Origin of the sequence: Candidatus Photobacterium acropomis, from assembly GCF_030685555.1 — a bacterium.
GTDB classification, from domain to species: Bacteria; Pseudomonadota; Gammaproteobacteria; order Enterobacterales; family Vibrionaceae; genus Photobacterium; species Photobacterium lucens.
Map to the genome: position 1 here is coordinate 457656 of NZ_CP131609.1, position 19717 is coordinate 477372.

General features: G+C 43.8%; 16 protein-coding genes and 1 pseudogene. 5 read left to right on the top strand and 12 right to left on the bottom strand.

Going from position 1 to position 19717, the window contains the following annotated elements; genetic code table 11:
* Positions 1-8: 8 nt before the first annotated feature.
* The 5 genes from mnmG to Q7657_RS08780 form a co-directional block, all read right to left on the bottom strand.
* Positions 9-1898 (bottom strand): tRNA uridine-5-carboxymethylaminomethyl(34) synthesis enzyme MnmG, encoded by a 1890-nt coding sequence (gene mnmG, locus Q7657_RS08760; protein WP_107167298.1) that lies wholly within the window; start codon positions 1896-1898, stop codon positions 9-11.
* Between the two features lie 427 nt (positions 1899-2325).
* Positions 2326-2772: an FMN-binding protein MioC gene (gene mioC / locus Q7657_RS08765; RefSeq protein ID WP_053986530.1), complete on the bottom strand. Its 447-nt coding sequence runs from the start codon at positions 2770-2772 to the stop codon at positions 2326-2328.
* Between the two features lie 375 nt (positions 2773-3147).
* On the bottom strand, positions 3148-3909 hold the full coding sequence (locus Q7657_RS08770; protein ID WP_107167299.1) for a heme ABC transporter ATP-binding protein: 762 nt from the start codon (positions 3907-3909) through the stop codon (positions 3148-3150).
* Entirely contained in the window at positions 3906-4940 is a 1035-nt protein-coding gene (locus Q7657_RS08775) for a FecCD family ABC transporter permease (protein WP_107167300.1), read from the bottom strand. The genes Q7657_RS08770 and Q7657_RS08775 overlap by 4 nt, the downstream gene beginning before the upstream one ends.
* 4 nt (positions 4941-4944) lie before the next feature.
* On the bottom strand, positions 4945-5826 hold the full coding sequence (locus tag Q7657_RS08780; RefSeq protein WP_258178298.1) for an ABC transporter substrate-binding protein: 882 nt from the start codon (positions 5824-5826) through the stop codon (positions 4945-4947).
* Between the two features lie 201 nt (positions 5827-6027).
* Here Q7657_RS08780 and Q7657_RS08785 point away from each other — a divergent pair, with 201 nt between their 5' ends.
* Positions 6028-6561, top strand: coding sequence for a cobalamin adenosyltransferase family protein (locus tag Q7657_RS08785; RefSeq protein ID WP_107167302.1), 534 nt, complete (start codon positions 6028-6030; stop codon positions 6559-6561).
* A gap of 81 nt (positions 6562-6642) precedes the next feature.
* On the opposite strand, the gene mnmE is transcribed toward Q7657_RS08785, so the two are convergent.
* From mnmE to rpmH, 6 genes and pseudogenes are all read right to left on the bottom strand, one after another.
* Complete coding sequence (gene mnmE, locus Q7657_RS08790; protein ID WP_060990148.1) at positions 6643-8010, bottom strand: tRNA uridine-5-carboxymethylaminomethyl(34) synthesis GTPase MnmE; 1368 nt, start codon at positions 8008-8010, stop codon at positions 6643-6645.
* Between the two features lie 113 nt (positions 8011-8123).
* Positions 8124-8789: pseudogene (yidC, locus tag Q7657_RS08795) on the bottom strand (membrane protein insertase YidC); the annotation flags it as partial.
* Positions 8790-8937: 148 nt separating this feature from the next.
* Positions 8938-10572: a membrane protein insertase YidC gene (gene yidC / locus Q7657_RS08800; protein ID WP_107167304.1), complete on the bottom strand. Its 1635-nt coding sequence runs from the start codon at positions 10570-10572 to the stop codon at positions 8938-8940.
* Positions 10573-10574: 2 nt separating this feature from the next.
* Positions 10575-10832: a membrane protein insertion efficiency factor YidD gene (yidD, locus tag Q7657_RS08805; protein WP_023933982.1), complete on the bottom strand. Its 258-nt coding sequence runs from the start codon at positions 10830-10832 to the stop codon at positions 10575-10577.
* Positions 10799-11155, bottom strand: a complete 357-nt coding sequence (gene rnpA / locus Q7657_RS08810) for a ribonuclease P protein component (protein WP_080562911.1) — start codon at positions 11153-11155, stop codon at positions 10799-10801. The genes yidD and rnpA overlap by 34 nt, the downstream gene beginning before the upstream one ends.
* Positions 11156-11169: 14 nt before the next feature.
* The gene (gene rpmH / locus Q7657_RS08815) at positions 11170-11307 is read right to left on the bottom strand and encodes a 50S ribosomal protein L34 (protein ID WP_053986523.1); all 138 of its coding nucleotides are present in this window, start codon (positions 11305-11307) and stop codon (positions 11170-11172) included.
* Between the two features lie 763 nt (positions 11308-12070).
* On the opposite strand from rpmH, the gene dnaA reads away from it, so the two are divergent.
* From dnaA to gyrB, 4 genes are read left to right on the top strand one after another with little or no spacing between them, the layout of a single operon-like run.
* Positions 12071-13492, top strand: coding sequence for a chromosomal replication initiator protein DnaA (gene dnaA, locus Q7657_RS08820; RefSeq protein ID WP_053986522.1), 1422 nt, complete (start codon positions 12071-12073; stop codon positions 13490-13492).
* A gap of 1 nt (position 13493) precedes the next feature.
* Entirely contained in the window at positions 13494-14594 is a 1101-nt protein-coding gene (dnaN, locus tag Q7657_RS08825; protein ID WP_107167305.1) for a DNA polymerase III subunit beta, read from the top strand.
* Positions 14595-14596: 2 nt separating this feature from the next.
* On the top strand, positions 14597-15679 hold the full coding sequence (gene recF, locus Q7657_RS08830) for a DNA replication/repair protein RecF (protein WP_045064209.1): 1083 nt from the start codon (positions 14597-14599) through the stop codon (positions 15677-15679).
* Between the two features lie 19 nt (positions 15680-15698).
* Positions 15699-18116, top strand: a complete 2418-nt coding sequence (gene gyrB, locus Q7657_RS08835) for a DNA topoisomerase (ATP-hydrolyzing) subunit B (RefSeq protein WP_107167306.1) — start codon at positions 15699-15701, stop codon at positions 18114-18116.
* Between the two features lie 104 nt (positions 18117-18220).
* Here gyrB and Q7657_RS08840 read toward each other — a convergent pair whose 3' ends face one another.
* Positions 18221-19468, bottom strand: a complete 1248-nt coding sequence (locus Q7657_RS08840; RefSeq protein WP_107167307.1) for a valine--pyruvate transaminase — start codon at positions 19466-19468, stop codon at positions 18221-18223.
* Between the last annotated feature and the right edge of the window lie 249 nt (positions 19469-19717).

Sequence of the window (19717 nt, forward strand, 5' to 3'; positions counted from 1 at the left end):
TTTACCCCTTATTCACCTTTTTTTAGCAAGCCGTGCTTTTTTAGATACACAAGTAACAGAGAAATAGCAGCCGGTGTGATACCTGAAATACGCGATGCCATACCAATAGATTCTGGTTTTGCATCAGTTAGCTTTGCTACCACTTCGTTCGATAGACCTTTAACTTGGCTGTAGTCTAAATCAAACGGTAGTTTAGTTTTTTCATGGCGAAGTGATTTTTCTACTTCTTCACGTTGGCGATCGATGTAACCTTGGTATTTCACCTGAATTTCAACTTGCTCGCGCGCTTCAACATCTTCATGGGCTGGCGCAAAAGTTTCAATTGCGGTTAATTGCTCGTAGCTTACTTCTGGACGACGCAGAAGATCCTCACCACTTGCTTCACGAGTGATCGGTGCTTTTAGGATCTTATTTAGCTCATCAACATGATCTGATTTTGGATTGATCCAAATATCTTTTAAACGTTGACGCTCAAGCTCCATGTTTTCCAGTTTCTGATTGAAACGCGCCCAGCGCTCATCATCCACTAAACCTAGCTCGCGACCTTTTGGTGTTAAACGTAGATCGGCATTATCTTCGCGCAATAATAGACGGTATTCGGCGCGAGAGGTAAACATTCGGTACGGCTCTTTAGTACCAATGGTTGATAGATCGTCGATCAATACGCCCATGTAAGCTTCGTCACGACGAGGGCTCCAGCCTTCTTTATCTTGTGCTTGAAGCGCTGCGTTCATACCCGCCATCAGACCTTGTGCTGCCGCTTCTTCGTAACCAGTAGTACCGTTGATTTGACCGGCAAAGAATAGACCATCGATGTATTTGTTCTCGAAGGTTTGTTTTAGATCGCGTGGGTCAAAGAAATCGTACTCAATCGCGTAACCAGGACGCACAATCGTTGCGTTCTCGAAGCCTTTCATCGAGCGTACAATTTGCATTTGTACATCAAACGGTAAGCTGGTGGAGATACCATTTGGATATAATTCATTAGTCGTTAAGCCTTCTGGCTCAATGAAGATTTGATGGCTGTTTTTATCGGCAAAACGCATCACTTTATCTTCAATAGACGGACAGTAACGAGGACCGATCCCTTCAATAATACCCGCATACATTGGGCTGCGATCCAAGTTGTTACGGATCACTTCATGAGTACGCTCATTGGTGTAAGTAATGAAACATGGGATCTGACGTGGATGATCCGATTGCTTACCCATAAATGAGAACGTCGGGGTTGGATTATCACCATGTTGGGTTTCAAGCACACTAAAATCAACGCTTCGAGCATCAATACGTGGCGGTGTACCTGTTTTTAGACGATCGACACGTAGTGGTAATTCACGTAAACGATCCGCCAGTGCGATTGATGCAGGATCACCTGTACGACCACCACTGTAATTTTCTAGACCGATATGGATCTTACCGCCAAGGAAAGTACCTACGGTTAGCACAACGGTTTTACTACGGAATTTTAGTCCCATTTCCGTTACAACGCCGGCAGCACGGTCATTTTCAACAATCAGATCAGTTACTGCTTGTTGGAAAATCATTAGGTTTTCTTGGTTTTCCAATACGTTACGTACTGCTGCTTTATATAATGCACGGTCCGCTTGTGCACGTGTTGCACGTACAGCTGGACCTTTTGATGAGTTCAGCGTACGGAATTGAATACCGCCTTTATCAATGGCTTTTGCCATTAAACCGCCCAGGGCATCAACTTCTTTAACCAGGTGTCCTTTCCCGATCCCGCCGATCGCTGGGTTACACGACATTTGGCCCAACGTATCGATATTATGGGTCAACAGTAAGGTTTTTTGTCCCATTCGGGCTGCTGCCAATGCGGCTTCAGTGCCAGCATGACCACCACCCACAACGATGACATCAAATTTTTCCTGGTAAAACATGGAACTTCCTCAGGTATTTAAATAGCCAGTGAGTTAACTCGAGCAAAGGGCGGACATTCTATCCTTTTTCTGTGCAAGAGAGAATCTTTCATCAAGATCATTTGATCAGGGTAATTACGCTCTTTAAATATATATAAGATCTTTTTAAAGAGATCTTCTGTTAGATCTACTATTAAGATCACCTGATCGTGTGGATAACCGTTAAATGATCCTAATGATCATGTGTTTAGCGAGGATCATTTATTGTGGAGGAGCTTGGATCTGATCGGGTATAGGCTGGGATCAAAAATGGTACTTATTCACAGGGAGAGGGCGGTCTATAAGTTATTAAATGGATAACTATGGGTTGATCACCGTTTTGATCTATAGTTATCCACAGAAAAAAGATCGAAATTAGTTATAATTCTGAGTAAAAATTGACGCTTTTTTACGCATCAAGCAGCTTTACCCACGAATTAAACCATTCTTCAGCTGGTTCTTCAGGCACTGGTGTTGATGAAACATCAATATCAAGACGCTCACCAAGCTGATTTGCACCTAATGAAAGCAGTAGCCCTTCAATTTTCTTACCAGCAGCACAGAAAGTATCGTAATTACTGTCACCAAGACCAATAACGGCAAAGGTAACACCGCTAAGATCAGGTTGTTGTTGCTCTAGCTCTTCGGCAAACGGTAAAAAGTTATCTGGATATTCGCCTGCACCGTGGGTTGAGCAGATGATCAGCCAAATATCGTCTTGATTTAGGCTTGAGAATTCAGCTTGGTTGATCACTTCAGCTTGATGGCCATTATCTTCTAATAGTTCAGCCAAATGATCGGCAACATATTCCGCACCACCAAGAGTGCTACCTGTAATTAGGCTAAGCGTGCTCATAGTTATCCTTTGTATAGAGAGAAATCGCTAGTTTGTGCGTGATAAACACGATCTAGCTGATGAACCATTGGGTATTGTTGGTCTTATTGGATCAATGATACCTACGACGGGGCTTAGGTTATCGTCTATTTATACACTTATCTATGGTTTCATGATATCCACCAGCAAATTTACTCGTAATGAGAGGAAAAAGTGTGGGTATTTTTAGCAAATGATCAGTTTTATAAAGGAGATAGACGATCATTGAATGGTGATCTTATTTTTGTGGATGAAATTGATTTGATGATCTTACCCACATGATCTTGATATTTTAATCACAAGCTTGTGATCGTGTATTAATGATGATCCTTGTGGGTAAATAGAGAAGAAAATGATCTATTTTCTTAATGGGGTGAGATAAAGCTTATTGCTATCTGGATGACGTGAAATACGAATATTATCGTGATAAAGCTGGCGTAATTGGGCTGGGGTTAATACCTGCTCTGGGCTGTCGAAAGCGATCAGTTCACCTTGTTGAAGCAGTAATAAGCGATCGCAAAACTCCAGTGCAGTATTGAGATTATGGAGTGCCACCAGCGCAGTCTTTCCTTGCTGGCATTGGGCTGTAATGATGTTCATCAGTTGGGACTCATGGCCGATATCAAGGCTAGCAGTGGGCTCATCAAGCAGCATTATATTGGCATTTTGCAGCAAAATACGGGCGAAATGGACTCGTTGTTGCTCTCCGCCAGATAACTGGTTAAGTGATTGATTTAATAAATCTTCTATGTTTGTTTGTGCAATGACCTTGGCAAGTTCATCGGCGTTATTTGGATTGGGATTATTAAAGGTGCCATAGCTAATTACGTCTTTAACTAAAAAGGAAAAAGCGAGCTCGCTGTGCTGAGGAAGGTAGCTTAAATGCTGAGCGCGACCTTGATGAGAATAACTTGATAGCGGTTTACCGAGGAGTGAAATGCTGCCACTCGAAGGAGAGATATAGCCAGATAGACACTTTAGTAGGGTGCTTTTACCTGCGCCATTTGGGCCGATGATTCCCACCAGCTCGCCAGCATTAAGTGTGAAATCGATTTGATTGAGTAAGATCTTATTACCCTGAGTTAAAGACAATTGTGTCACGTCTAGGATCGTACTCATTGGGTCATTCCTTTGTACTGACTGCGGATCAAGAGAATAATAAAGTAGATACCACCGAGCACGGCAGTGATGATCCCGGTTTTTAATTCATGAGGAGCGATCACGGTTCTGGCAAATAAATCGCAAAGTAATAGAAACAGTGCCCCGAACACGGCTGAAAATGGTAATAATCGGCGGTTATCTGGGCCTAATACCAATCTGACTAAATGCGGTACGATTAAACCAATAAAGCCGATAGGGCCTGCCACGGCAATAGCCATCGCGGTTAATAATGTGGTTAAACCGAGTAATAGTAATTGGGTACGTTTTACGTTGACTCCCATGCCATGGGCGTTCTGCTCACCTAATGCCAATAGGTTTAATATTTGCCCGTGACGAAGCAAGATCACTGCGGCTACTATGATAATAGGGGTTGGCCAGAGTAATTGTTGCCAGATCCGAGAATCTAATCCGCCCATGGTCCAGAACACAAACTCACTGACTTCATACTGCTGAGCGGTAAGTAATACCCCCATGGTTAAGCCACCGAGTAGGCTCGATACGGCGAGTCCTGCCAAGATAATAAACAGGCCTTGTTGGGCTGATTTGGCGGCAAGGAGGTAAACCAAAGCGACACTGGCTAAAGCCCCCATTGTGGTAAATATCGGCAATCCCCCCAAGCTGCTGGCATTGATCCCCATCACGATAGCAAGTACTGCAGCAAAGCTGCTACCGGCACTGATCCCAAGAATATCCGGGCTGGCTAAAGGGTTTTTAAATAACCCTTGGCTACACGCACCCGCTAATGCGAGTGCGCCACCAGCAAGGATAGCTGCACAGGCTCTCGGTAGACGAATATGCGCAATAATGGCATTGGCGAGAGGGTAATGCTCGGCGGCATATTGGCTACCATGAACGAGGTAGGCGTGTAATAAGCCAATAACATCATGCAGCGGTATCGAAACCGAGCCGATACAGAGGTATATCGCTAGTATTACAATGAATAAAATGAAGGTGAGTAACCACTGATACGAGGAGGCGAGTGTCTTCATGGCATTACTTGTTATCACCATAAATCTGATGGTTGAGGTAGATGATCGCATCAACAATGTATTGGCTATCGGTTGAGCGCAGTGATTGCGGTAAACAAACCACCTTGTTGTTTTTGATCGCTTTAAGCTGTTGTAGTGATGGATCATTTAATAGCTGTTGGCGAAACGCATTGCTGTTATCGGTATTGTCTGTATCACAGGTACCAGGAATGATGATCACATCAGGGTTTAAGACTAATAATTGCTCTTTTGCTAAAGGGACTTGACCGTACTGATCACCTTGAACATCGGCAACGACATTGTTTAAGCCTGCACGAGTCATAATGGTGTTAATGGTTGAGGCTTTATTACTTGCTGCACCCCATGGGGTGTATTCCACAGCGGTTAATCTGTGCGTTGGTTTGATAACCTCAGTAGCTAGTTTGGTATTCATGTCATTAACCAGTTGTTGGGCTCGTTCTGGTTGGTTAACGAGTTTGCCTAATAACAGAATATTATTCTCGATATCGTGAATACTATAGACGGTGTTAAAGACAAACACGGTGATACCTGCTTGGCGTAAAACCTCTATTTTTTGTTGATCGCTCCAGTTTGCAGCAATAAGCAGATCCGGTTTATTGGCAATCGTGCGCTCTATATTGAGATCCAATAAAGGGATGGAAGCCGGGATCTTGCTTGCGATCAGGGAATAGGAGGGATCTTTGCTTAATCGACTTAAACTGGTGATCTGGTTGGCTGGTAGTAACTCTATCAGTACTTGATCGCTAAACATGCTTTTTGATGACACACGTAATGGTGCCTGTTTTAAGGTAACGGTTTGGTTCGTGCCATCGGTAACGGTTAATGGATAACGGGTTGCTTGTATTGCATGAGCATGAAAAGACATCACAAAAGCTGTGATAAGTGAAAAGAGATGAAAAAATCGACGCATCATAATCATTAATCGCAAAGCATATAAAGACTGCTTACCGCTCTTCCTTGGGCTAGCAAAAGATGGCGCACATAGTTAGTGATTTTGATCTGACTGTCAATTACAGTTATTTATCGTTTCATTAATACTGCTAACTGTAAAAGAGGACTGATCACGATGACGTTAAAATATTCCGGTGATATTGATGAGTTAGCTTATCCTTTTATTTTTGAAGACTCGCCTTTGTGTGATTTTGAGATCTTAACGGATGAGCTTTGTACCTATACTGGGTTAGCGTTATCGCAATTAGCACAAGGTGAAATACGTCAATCATTAGAGTGGCTACAGCCTCGTATTTTTCACTTAAACGGCTCTATTCGTGGGAAGTGTGGCATTTTTGAAGTGGATATCGAACAGCTTAAAGCTGATTATCATTACTTCCGTGAGCAGGTTAGTGATAGCAATAAACGCTTTGTTCTTCCTCGTGGTGTTGGGCCGGTAATACAACTGCATCAGTGTCGAAGCTTGGCGAAGAAGGTTGTACGTCAACTCGTGTTAGTGGACGCTTCGGGTAAAAAGGTGCCAGAGACCTTACCGCGTTTTACTAACTTGTTAGTTAACTACTATTTTGCTTTGACCCGAGTATTAAATCAGCAAGCGGGCATTGAAGAGCCTGAGTACATCAGTATTAATTACCCAAAACCTGCGTGAATCAAAGATAAAAAATAATAAAAAACGTCATATATCAAAGATATATGACGTTTTATTGTTTCTGTCAAAAAAGGTTAGTATTTACTTACCAATACAGAAGGATGTAAAGATACGACCAAGTAAGTCATCAGAGGTAAACTCACCGGTGATCTCACTTAAGTGCTGCTGGGCAAGACGCAGTTCTTCTGCAAGGATTTCACCCGCCATAAAGCCTTCAAGCTGCTCTTTACCAATATCAAGGTGCTCAGCTGCACGCTCTAGGGCATCTAGGTGACGACGACGCGCCATGAAACCACCTTCTGTAGTACCTGAGAAACCCATACATTGTTTTAGGTGTTCGCGCAGTGCATCAACACCATCACCTGTGCGCGCTGATAGGCGAATTAGGGTTGGGTTGTTAGCATGACAAATACCGGTTTGCTCACCTGTTAATTCGGCTTTGTTACGGATCACCGTTAAGCCCATATCGGCAGGTAGACGCTCAATAAAGTCAGGCCAGATCTCTTTAGGATCGGTCGCATCTGTGGTGGTGCTATCAACCATAAATAGTACGCGATCAGCATGTTCGATTTCATCCCATGCACGCTCAATACCAATACGCTCTACTTCATCAGAAGCTTCGCGAAGACCTGCGGTATCAATAATATGCAGCGGCATGCCATCAATGTGGATGTGCTCACGCAGTACGTCACGAGTCGTACCTGCAATGTCAGTAACGATTGCGCTGTCTTTACCTGATAGCGCGTTCAACAGGCTAGATTTACCCGCATTAGGACGACCAGCAATAACCACCTTCATCCCTTCACGCATAATTGCGCCTTGGTTAGCTTCTTTACGTACATCGTTAAGACGCTCGATGATGCCATTGAGATCGCCACTGACTTTACCGTCAGACAGAAAATCAATTTCTTCTTCAGGGAAATCAATCGCCGCTTCTACGTAGATGCGTAAATGGATCAGTGCTTCAACAAGGTTATTCACCTTAGTAGAAAATGCCCCTTGCAGCGATTTGAACGCACTCTTAGCGGCTTCTTCGGAGCTTGCATCGATTAGGTCGGCAATCGCTTCTGCTTGCGCTAAGTCGAGCTTGTCGTTCATAAAGGCACGCTCAGAGAACTCACCTGGGCGTGCGGCACGAATACCGTCAATTTTTAAGATACGACGGATCATCATATCCATCAGTACCGGGCCACCATGGCCTTGGAGTTCCAACACATCTTCGCCAGTAAAGGAGTTCGGGCCTTTAAAGAATAGCGCGATGCCTTGATCGAGTGCTGTGCCATCTTCATTCTTAAATGGCAGGTATTCAGCGTAGCGAGTTTTCAGTTCGCGACCTGCAACAGCAAGCGCAACCTCTTTGGCTTTAGGACCTGAAACGCGGATGATGCCGACGCCACCACGACCCGGCGGTGTCGCTTGAGCGACAATAGTATCGATGTGTTGATTCATAACCTTGGCTTTGCTTGATAAAAACACGGCAATTGTAAACTAGTGTTGTGTCTAACACCTAATTAGGCAAATAAAAAAGGCGACTAAAAAGCCGCCTTAGTCCAAATGATACGTTACTTCGACTTATCTCGGCTATGTAAGCCTTGTGCTTCGAGCTGACGGAAGATAATAGTTTGCTGAATGAGGGTAACGATATTTGAAGTGAGCCAATACAGCACGAGACCTGCCGGGAAGAACAAAAAGAACACCGTAAAGATAACAGGCATAAAGGTCATGATCTTCTGCTGCATTGGATCGGTAACGGTCGATGGGCTGTTCTTTTGGATAAAGAACATCGAGATCCCCATTAAGATCGGTAGTACATAATATGGGTCTTGTGCTGACAAGTTTTGGATCCAACCAAAGAAAGGCGCATTACGTAGCTCTGTTGATAAATTCAATACAGTATAGAGCGCAATAAAGATCGGCATTTGTAACAGTAAAGGCAAACAGCCACCTAATGGGTTAATTTGCTCTTTCTTGTACAGTGCCATCATTTCTTGGCTCATACGTTGACGGTCATCACCATAGCTTTCACGTAATGCTTGCAGCTTTGGCTGTAGCATACGCATCTTGGCCATTGAAGTATATTGTGCTTTCGTTAGCGGATACATTAAGCCACGGACAATCAGGGTCAGAATAATAATGGCGACACCCCAGTTACCGACAACACCGTGGATGAGTGACAGTAAATCATGGAGAGGGGTGGCGATAAATGATGACCAACCATAATCTGGGGTTGTTGTTGTCGTTAAATCTGGATTCATAATGTCGTGACGAACGCCTCAAGCTAAAGATTAAATTTTAACCAATTATAGTCAGCGCCACGTCCGAGCAATGCAAATAAAAAAGGCGACCCGGAGGTCGCCTTTTGCTAACTAGCGTGGATTACTTCGCTTTTTTACTGCTGTGTAAGCCTTTTTTCTCTAGTTGACGGAAAATAATGGTTTGCTGGATCAGTGTAACGATGTTTGACACTAACCAGTAAAGCACTAGACCTGAAGGGAAGAACAGGAAGAAGAACGTAAACATAACCGGCATAAAGGTCATGATCTTCTGCTGCATTGGGTCAGTCACTGTTGACGGACTCATCTTCTGGATAAAGAACATAGTGATACCCATTAGGATAGGTAGCACGTAGTACGGGTCTTGTGCTGACAAGTCATGGATCCAACCGAAGAATGGCGCGTGACGCAATTCAACTGATTCCATTAGTGCCCAGTACAGTGCAATGAAGATTGGCATCTGTAGCAAGATTGGAAGACAGCCACCTAGTGGGTTTACCTTCTCTTTCTTGTACAGCTCCATCATCTCTTGGCTCATGCGTTGACGGTCATCGCCTAAACGCTCGCGCATTTCTTGGATCTTAGGCTGTAGCATACGCATTTTAGCCATCGACGTGTATTGCGCTTTTGTTAGTGGGTACATTGCACCACGAACAATGAAGGTTAGCACGATGATAGCAATACCCCAGTTACCCACGATGCTGTGAATAAATGAAAGTAGCTTGTGTAGTGGGCTCGCAATGAACCATAACCAACCGTAGTCTACAGTTAGGTTTAGGTTTTTCGCTGTCGCTGCCATTTCGTTTTGCAGCTTAGGGCCTACCCAAAGTGTTGCTTTAATTTCTTTACTCTGACCAGGTGCAACTGTTTCGATTGGCATACGTACGCCAATGTAGCCGTTACCGTTGCTAGTTGTAGAGTAAACTTGAGACGTTTGATCTGCGCCATCGCGTGGGATCCAAGCAGAAACAAAGTAGTGCTGCATGATCGCCGCCCAACCTTCGTTCGCAGCAACATCAAGGTTCTTGTCCTTCATGTCGTCGAAGCTGTATTTCTTGTACTTAGTATCGTTCGCAGAATATGCACCACCTAGGTAAGTAGGCATAGTTAGGCTACCGCCTGAATCACTTAGCTTATGACGAAGCTGTGCATACATTTGTACGCTTGCTGCTTTGTCAGTGTTGTTCGCTACAGTGTAATCAACGTTAACCGCATAATCGTTACGTTTTAGTACGAACGTCTTAGTGTAAGTAATGCCATCTTTAGTAAATGTCATTGGTACACGTAGTTCGTTTTGCTCAGGACCCATTACAAAATCTTTTGCAGTCACGCTGTATTGCGCACGACCGTTTTGTTGTGAGTCAGCACCATTTGGACCAATAAGACCAGATTGCGCAATGTAATCGTGACCGTTGGTATCGCTAAGCAGTACAAACGGGTCTTTTGAACCTAATGTGTTGTTGTATTTTAGAAGTTTTGCATCAACTACATCACCACCAAGCGTATCGACTGTTAATTCCAATACATCCGTTTTAATGGTAATTAAGTTTTGTGAACTAGTTTGGTCTGTTAGAGGCTGACCTTCACCTGAATGTGATGGGATATCACTGTTTTGTGAGGCTTGTTGCGCTACACCTTGGCCTTGTGGCTGAGGGTTTTTGTCAGCATTCCATTGTTGGAAAAGTAAGAATGAGACAAAAAGTAGAGCAATTAACAGAATATTACGTTGGGAACCCATAGTTAATGTTCTCTGTCGTTATGCTTAGTTGGCGGAACGGGGTCGTAACCACCGTTATTTAAAGGGTGACATTTTAATAGACGTTTCGCCGCTAACCAACAACCTTTTAATGCTCCATGCATTTTTACAGCTTCGATCGCATATTGAGAGCAGGTAGGGGTAAAACGACAGCGAGGTCCAAGAAGCGGACTTATTGCCAGTTGGTAAAAGCGGACTAGTCCTACGACTAGCCACGCGAAGGGCGAGACAGGCGATGCCATAACTTATCTAACAACTTAAAGAGTTCTTCGTTGCTCAACTCGTTAGCTGATTTCTTGGCAATGACTACAAAATCTTTTGCTGGAAGCTGATGTTGTTTGAGACGAAAACTTTCACGCACGATACGTTTGAAGCGATTTCGGTCGACAGCATTCTTAATCTGTTTTTTTGGAACAGCCAGACCAAGACGGGGGCAGTTTAGTTCGTTAGAACGAGCAAGAATAGTTAAGTGAGGTGAGCCAGCACGATGAGCTTGCTGGAAGACAGTTTTGTAATGTTCGGGAGTTAACAAGCGTAACTCCCGAGAAAAAGCGAACTTATTCAAAATAATCGTCGAGATTACTTAGAAAGACGCTTACGGCCTTTAGCGCGACGTGCATTGATTACAGCACGACCGTTCTTAGTAGCCATACGTGCACGGAAGCCGTGAGTACGCTTACGCTTAAGAACAGTTGGTTGGAAAGTGCGTTTGGTCATTTTGTTACCTTAAATTAACTGATCAGTTTTTAAGTTCGTTACTAGTGTTTGACAAAAATTAGTCAAATACCGCTAACAAAGAGGCGGAATTGTAATCACTGACCCTCAAAGAGTCAATAAATATACCTACATCTAGCAACGGGCGCTGAATTATACGTTTTGTAGCCATAAGCGCAAGGATCCTTAGATGATCATCTATCAATTTAATCGTTTTTTAGCAAAGGATCGTGCAGTCGGTCGTGATCGGGTGGGGCTTTCTGTGATAAATGCGCATTGATCATTGCTGTTTTGTCTTATTTAATCGGCTCTAGCTTGATCTATCACCTGTCACGGTATGTTTGGGCTTAGATCTTTCCCATATAAAGTGATGAATTGAAAGCGAATATTAAAAAGTGAGTAAATGGAACGATTTCGACAAGATTAGAAGAGTAAAAATACTTGGTTTGGGGGATATTTGAGTAAATAGGTTACCCACAATGGAACATTTTACCTGTGGATGATAATTGAGCGAAAAAATATCGCTAAATTTAGGTAAAAACGCCAATAAATAGGTGATGAGGCGCATTTATTTTACCTAGCTGTGTTAATATAACTGTGAGTAACAACAGGTTAAATTGTGCTGATCTCCACTTTTTTGTGCGATCAGTGTGTATAACTTGGATCTTATTCACTTGATCTGCGATCTCTTTACTGGAGATCCTCTTCTCGCGGGTATAAAATTATATCCCTTTTTGTGTTTTGTTTATTAAGTGTGGAGTCTAACTTGTCATCTTCGCTATGGTTGCAGTGCCTTCAACGCCTTCAGGAAGAACTCCCTGCGACAGAATTCAGCATGTGGGTTCGCCCGCTTCAAGCCGAGTTAAATGATCATACTTTGACATTGTTTGCGCCTAACCGTTTTGTATTGGACTGGGTGCGGGATAAGTATCTTAATAATATCAATCGACTGCTTAACGAGTTTTGCGGCAGTGATGCACCGATCCTACGATTTGAAGTCGGTAGTAAACCGGTGACGGTACCGCCACCATCACAACCAGCTGTTGCGCCAACCTTAGCGCCAGCACCTGCGGTTGAAACGGTGGAATCGCGTTTAGAACAATCCGCGCCAACAAGCTATGAACCTGCACCGTCACCAGTACAACCTGAAGCGCAGCAGGGCGGTTACCGTTCTAATGTTAATCCAAAACACAATTTCAATAATTTCGTTGAAGGTAAATCGAACCAGTTAGGTTTAGCAGCTTGTCGTCAAGTTGCAGATAACCCTGGTGCTGCTTACAACCCACTCTTTTTATATGGCGGTACAGGTTTGGGTAAAACTCACCTGTTACATGCGGTAGGTAACGCGATTGCTAACCGTAAGCCGAATGCCAAAGTGGTGTACATGCACTCTGAACGTTTTGTTCAGGACATGGTCAAAGCCTTACAAAACAATGCGATTGAAGAATTTAAGCGTTACTACCGTAGCGTTGATGCCTTGCTTATCGATGATATTCAATTCTTTGCCAATAAAGAGCGTTCTCAAGAAGAATTCTTCCATACCTTTAACGCACTGCTTGAAGGCAACCAACAAATTATTCTGACGTCAGACCGTTACCCGCGTGAAATTAATGGGGTAGAAGATCGTCTGAAGTCACGTTTCGGCTGGGGTTTAACGGTTGCGATTGAACCGCCTGAGTTAGAAACCCGTGTTGCGATTTTAATGAAGAAAGCAGAAGATCATAATATTCGTCTGGCTGACGAAGTGGCTTTCTTTATTGCTAAACGACTTCGCTCGAATGTACGTGAGCTAGAAGGGGCGTTGAACCGTGTGATCGCCAATGCCAACTTTACTGGTCGGGCTATCACCATTGATTTTGTACGTGAAGCGCTGCGTGACTTATTAGCCCTGCAAGAGAAGCTAGTCACGATTGATAATATTCAGAAGACCGTTGCTGAATACTATAAAATAAAGATGGCAGATATGTTGTCAAAACGTCGCTCTCGTAGTGTAGCCCGTCCACGTCAAATGGCGATGGCACTGGCAAAAGAGCTGACTAACCACAGTCTTCCTGAAATCGGTGATGCATTTGGTGGTCGTGATCATACGACTGTCCTTCACGCTTGTCGTAAAATCGAACAGCTACGTGAAGAAAGCCACGATATTAAAGAAGATTATTCAAACCTAATTAGAACATTGTCGTCTTGATATGAAATTTTCCGTCGAACGCGAACACTTATTAAAGCCTTTACAACAGGTTGCTGCTGCTTTGGGCGGCCGTCCTTCATTACCGATTTTAGGTAATATCTTGTTGAAAGTAGAAGACGGTTGCTTGTCGATGACAGGCACCGACTTGGAAGTTGAACTGATTGCCAAAGTAGCACTTGATGGTGAGTTTGAATCAGGCGCAGTGACAGTCCCTTCTCGTAAGTTTTTAGATATCTGCCGTGGTTTACCAAGTAGCGCAACCATTTCGGTGAGCTATGAAGGTGATCGCGTGCTGATCCGCTCTGGTCGAAGCCGTTATACCTTAACGACACTGCCCGCTGCTGATTTCCCGAATATTGAAGATTGGCAAAGCGAGGTGGAATTCACCTTAGAGCAAGGCCGTATGCGCCAGCTTATCGACAGCACTCAATTTTCAATGGCTAACCAAGATGTGCGTTACTACTTAAACGGCATGTTGTTTGAAACCGATGGTCAGCACTTACGTTCGGTAGCAACTGATGGTCACCGTATGGCAGTATGTGCGATCAACACAGGCCACGAGCTACCAACTAAACAAATCATTGTACCGCGTAAAGGGGTACTTGAGTTGGTGCGCCTGTTTGATAACCCAGAAGCGGAAGTGAACATTCAGATCGGTAACTCGAATATTCGCGCTACCGTGAATAACTTTGTTTTCACTTCAAAGCTGGTGGATGGTCGATTCCCTGATTACCGTCGTGTTATGCCACAAAATAGCACTAAGTTTGTGGAAGCAGGTTGTGAAGAAATGCGTAATGCGTTTGCTCGTGCGGCGATCTTATCGAATGAAAAATTCCGTGGTGTACGTGTTAACTTATCAAACGGTGAAATGCGTATTACTGCTAACAACCCTGAGCAAGAAGAAGCAGAAGAGTTTCTTGATGTTGATTACCAAGGCGATAGCTTAGAGATCGGTTTCAACGTCAGCTATGTGTTGGATGTATTAAACACCCTTAAATGCGATCAAGTCCGTCTTTCATTATCTGATGCCAATGCACCGTCATTAATTGAAGACTCGAATAACGATGAAGCCATGTATGTGGTGATGCCTATCAGACTATAGGTATGGCACTTACTCGTTTAATGGTGCACGATTTTCGAAATATTGAATCGTGCGATTTGGCATTAGCGACTGGATTTAATTTTTTAGTCGGGGCTAACGGCAGTGGCAAAACCAGTGTATTGGAAGCGATCCATTACCTTGGTCATGGACGTTCGTTCCGTAGCCATCTTACTAGCCGAGTGATCCGCCACGAGCAAAGTGAATTGTTTATTCATGGTCGAGTGGTGGATAACCAAACTCAATTGATGTTGCCGATTGGGTTAAATAAAAAACGTGATGGTACGACGGAAGTGAAAATTGCAGGGGAGCCAAACCAGAAGGTGGCACAACTTGCGCAGATTTTACCATTACAGTTAATTACCCCTGAAGGGTTTGATTTATTGATCGGCGGACCTAAATACCGCCGTGCGTTTATTGATTGGGGTGTGTTTCATGTTGAACCTAAGTTCTATCATGCATGGAGCCGCTTAAAACGATTAACGAAACAGCGTAATGCCTTGCTCAAAACCGCGCGTAGTTACCGTGAACTCAGTTACTGGGATCAAGAGTTAGCACTGCTGGCTGAGCAAATTAGTGTATGGCGCCAAGATTATATTTCAGCGGTAAAAGAAAAAGCCGCTGAGATTTTTCAGGTTTTTCTCCCTGAATATGAAATTCAACTTGGTTACTACCGAGGTTGGGAAAAAGAAACACCTTATGCCGAGTTGTTAAAGCGCAATTTTGAGCGTGATTGCCAACTTGGTTATACCGCAAGTGGGCCACATAAGGCCGATTTACGGATAAAGGTTGCCGGTACGCCTGTTGAGGATGTGTTGTCCCGTGGACAACTGAAATTGATGGTGTGTGCCTTGCGATTAGCGCAAGGTTTGCACTTAACAGAAGCGACTGGCAAACAATGTATTTACCTTATTGATGATTTTGCTTCCGAATTGGATAGCCACAGGCGAGCGTTGCTAGCGCAGCGATTAAAGGAAACTAACGCCCAAGTGTTCATCAGTGCCATTAGTGACGATCAAGTTGCTGATATGCTCGATGAAAATGGCAAGCTGTTCCATGTGGAACACGGTAAAATAACCGCAGGATAATTAAAGCGAGAGTAACTCAATGTCCAACAATTACGATTCATCAAGCATTAAGGTGCTTAAAGGCCTCGATGCGGTACGTAAGCGCCCAGGAATGTACATCGGTGATACTGATGATGGTACTGGCTTGCACCACATGGTTTTTGAGGTTGTCGATAACTCTATCGATGAAGCTCTTGCTGGTCACTGTGAAGATATCATTGTTACCATCCACGAAGATGGTTCGGTATCTGTTAGCGATGACGGCCGTGGTATTCCAACAGAGCTACACGAAGAAGAAGGTGTATCTGCTGCTGAAGTTATCATGACGGTACTGCACGCTGGTGGTAAGTTCGATGATAACTCATACAAAGTATCAGGTGGTCTACACGGTGTAGGTGTGTCGGTTGTGAACGCACTGTCTGAAAAAGTAGAACTAACCATTAAACGTGGTGGTCATATTCACCAGCAAGTTTACCGTCACGGTGTACCTGATGCACCACTAGCGGTGATTGGCGATACCGATGAAACTGGTACTCGTATTCGTTTCTGGCCAAGTGAAGAAACGTTTACAAATATCGAATTCCAATACGAAATTCTAGCTAAACGTCTTCGTGAGCTGTCTTTCCTTAACTCTGGCGTTTCTATCAAACTAAATGATGAGCGTGAAGAAGGTAAGCACGATCACTTCATGTACGAAGGCGGTATTCAAGCATTCGTCGAGCACTTAAACCGTAACAAGACACCGATCCATCCAAAAGTATTCCACTTTGATAGTGAGCGTGATGACGGTATTTCGGTTGAAGTTGCAATGCAGTGGAACGACGGTTTCCAAGAAAGCATTTTCTGTTTTACTAACAATATCCCTCAGCGTGATGGTGGTACTCACTTAGCGGGTTTCCGTGGTGCGTTAACACGTACGCTGAACTCGTTCATGGATAAAGAAGGCTACTCGAAGAAAGCGAAAGCGGCGACATCTGGTGATGATGCCCGTGAAGGTTTAACCGCCGTTATCTCTGTGAAAGTGCCGGATCCTAAGTTCTCTAGCCAGACTAAAGACAAGCTAGTTTCAAGCGAAGTGAAAGCTGCAGTTGAATCTGCGATGAACGAAAAGCTTGCTGAGTTCTTATTAGAAAACCCAGCAGATGCGAAAACCGTTTGTACTAAGATCATCGATGCATCACGTGCGCGTGAAGCAGCACGTAAAGCGCGTGAAATGACACGTCGTAAAGGTGCGTTAGATTTAGCGGGTCTTCCAGGTAAACTTGCTGACTGTCAGGAAAAAGATCCTGCCGTGTCTGAACTATACATAGTGGAGGGTGACTCTGCGGGTGGTTCTGCTAAGCAAGGCCGTAACCGCAAGAACCAAGCAATCCTACCGCTTAAAGGTAAGATCCTTAACGTAGAAAAAGCACGTTTCGACAAAATGCTATCTTCACAAGAAGTGGCAACGCTGATCACGGCAATGGGCTGTGGTATTGGTCGTGACGAATACAACCCAGATAAGCTACGCTACCATAACATCATCATCATGACCGATGCCGATGTCGATGGTTCGCACATTCGTACGCTACTGTTGACCTTCTTCTACCGTCAAATGCCAGAGCTTATTGAGCGTGGTCATATCTACATTGCACAGCCACCACTTTACAAAGTGAAGAAGGGTAAGCAAGAGCAATACATCAAAGATGATGAAGATATGAACCAGTACCAAACAACATTGGCACTGGATAACGCATCACTATTTGCGAACGATGGCGCGCCAGCAATTACAGGTGCAGCTCTAGAAGCATTAGTAACGCAATACAATGCGGGCATGAAGCTTATCGATCGTATGAGCCGTCGTTACCCATCATTGATGCTTAATGAGTTTGTTTACCAGCCTCGTTTAACAACGGAAATGATGGCAGATGAAGCGAAAGTTGAAGCATGGTTAGCACCATTGATCACCGCTCTTAACGCTAAGCAATCTGGTGAGAGTCTATACAGCTCTGAGATCATCCGTGATGAAGAAAATAACGTATTCTTGCCGAAAGTGATTGTACGTACTCACGGTGTTGATCACGAATACCTATTAAGCTTCGATTTGCTTAACTCGAAAGAGTACGCGAAGATTGCTGATCTGTCTGAAGCATTAGATGGGTTACTTGAAGATACAGCATTTGTTCAACGTGGTGAGCGTAAGCAAGCGGTTTCAAGCTTTAAAGATGCATTGGAGTGGCTAAACAAAGAATCACGTCGTGGTCTTTCTCTACAGCGCTACAAAGGTCTAGGTGAGATGAACCCAGAGCAACTTTGGGAAACAACAATGGATCCTGAATCACGTCGTATGATGCAAGTAACTATCAATGATGCTGTTGCAGCAGATGAGCTGTTTACCTGTCTAATGGGTGATCAGGTTGAACCTCGTCGTAACTTCATTGAAGAGAACGCACTGAAAGTAGCTAACCTCGACGTATAGTATTGCTGTGTAGCACAAACGTATAGTTTGTCTTTCAAGCTCAATAAAAACGCCGCTATCACTAGCGGCGTTTTTTTATTTATCTATACGAGCTAAAAGGGCGGTTACTCTGCGTAAGCTTTAGCGACTTCTTCAGCAATAATAGTAATACCACGCTGCATTGCTTCATCATCTTGGACATAGTTCATGCGTAAGCATTCATGGCTGTGTGCCCACTCATCTTGTAATCCGATAAAGAAATATTCACCAGGCACGATCAGTACGCCACGTTGTTTTAAGCGTTGATAAAGCACCTTAGTGGTGATCGGCAAACCTTCAAACCATAGCCATAAGAAGATAGCACCTTCAGGTTTGTGAATGTTAAATCGAGGATCGGGAATAGCTTGGCGCAGTAATTCAACGGCACGTTGCACTTTCTGATGATAAAACGGCTTGATCACGTTTTGGCTTAGTGGCAATAGTTCTTGCTGGTGGATCATTTTCGTTGCTACTGCAGGGCCAATACTACCAGGTGCTAAATTGACGATACCATTGATGTTAGACAAAGCAGTAACCATCTCTTCATTAGCAATCACGATGCCACAGCGGACACCGGGTAACCCAAGCTTGGATAAGCTCATGCACAGAATGGTATTGTCATCCCAAAATGGTGTTACCTCTTCAAAGATAATATCAGGGAAGGGTAAGCCGTAAGCATTGTCGATAATTAACGGGATCTGGTGCTCTTTAGCCAGTGCTGCTAAATGTTCGATTTCTTTATCTGTCAGTACATTGCCTGTTGGGTTGGTTGGGCGAGAGGCACAAATGGCTGCGATGCTGTCATCGATAACGAGTTTGCTAAAATCGACATGGTATTTAAAAAAGCCATCTTCCAACATACTGATCGTAGGTTGGTACGAGATAAACATATCAGGGCTTAAACCGGCATCGGCATAACCGATGTATTCTGGTGATAACGGCAGTAATATTTTCTTCTTTTTGCCATTTTCAAATTCACCTGCCAGTAAGTTAAATAAGCTAAAGAACGCACTTTGGCTGCCATTGGTTAAGACAATATTTTTAGCACTAATTTCCCAACCGTATTGTTGCTGTAACAGTGCTGCAAGCGCATCTAGAAAGCGATCCTTACCTTGTGGACCGTCATAGTTAGTCATTGACGCAGTAAGCTCACCTGTGGTTGCCATGTCTTTTAATAGCTCAGTAAAGTAGTGATTCATAGCTGGGATTTGCGCTGGATTTCCGCCTCCGAGCATGATGGCATCGGGATTGGTGAGTCCATCATTGAGATCTTGCATTAATAGGGTGATCCCAGAATCGCCTGCAAACTTATTACCAAAGCGCGAAAAGTCCATTACGTTTACAACCTCAGTGTCGATATTTAGTTTTGATGTAAGAGCTATCAAGATGATGGCTTATTGAGCGTAACATAACGTATTGTCAGGTTAAGAGAAAGTTGTAATCACATTCATTTGTGTTGATCAGAGTGGTGTATTTCTTGGAGCGTAAAGTGGCTATATGTGACGTTATTGAAAGTTAAAAAATGTTCCACATGAAACATACGCAAGAGATAGCAGAAGATAGGCGAAAAAAAACCACGCCGG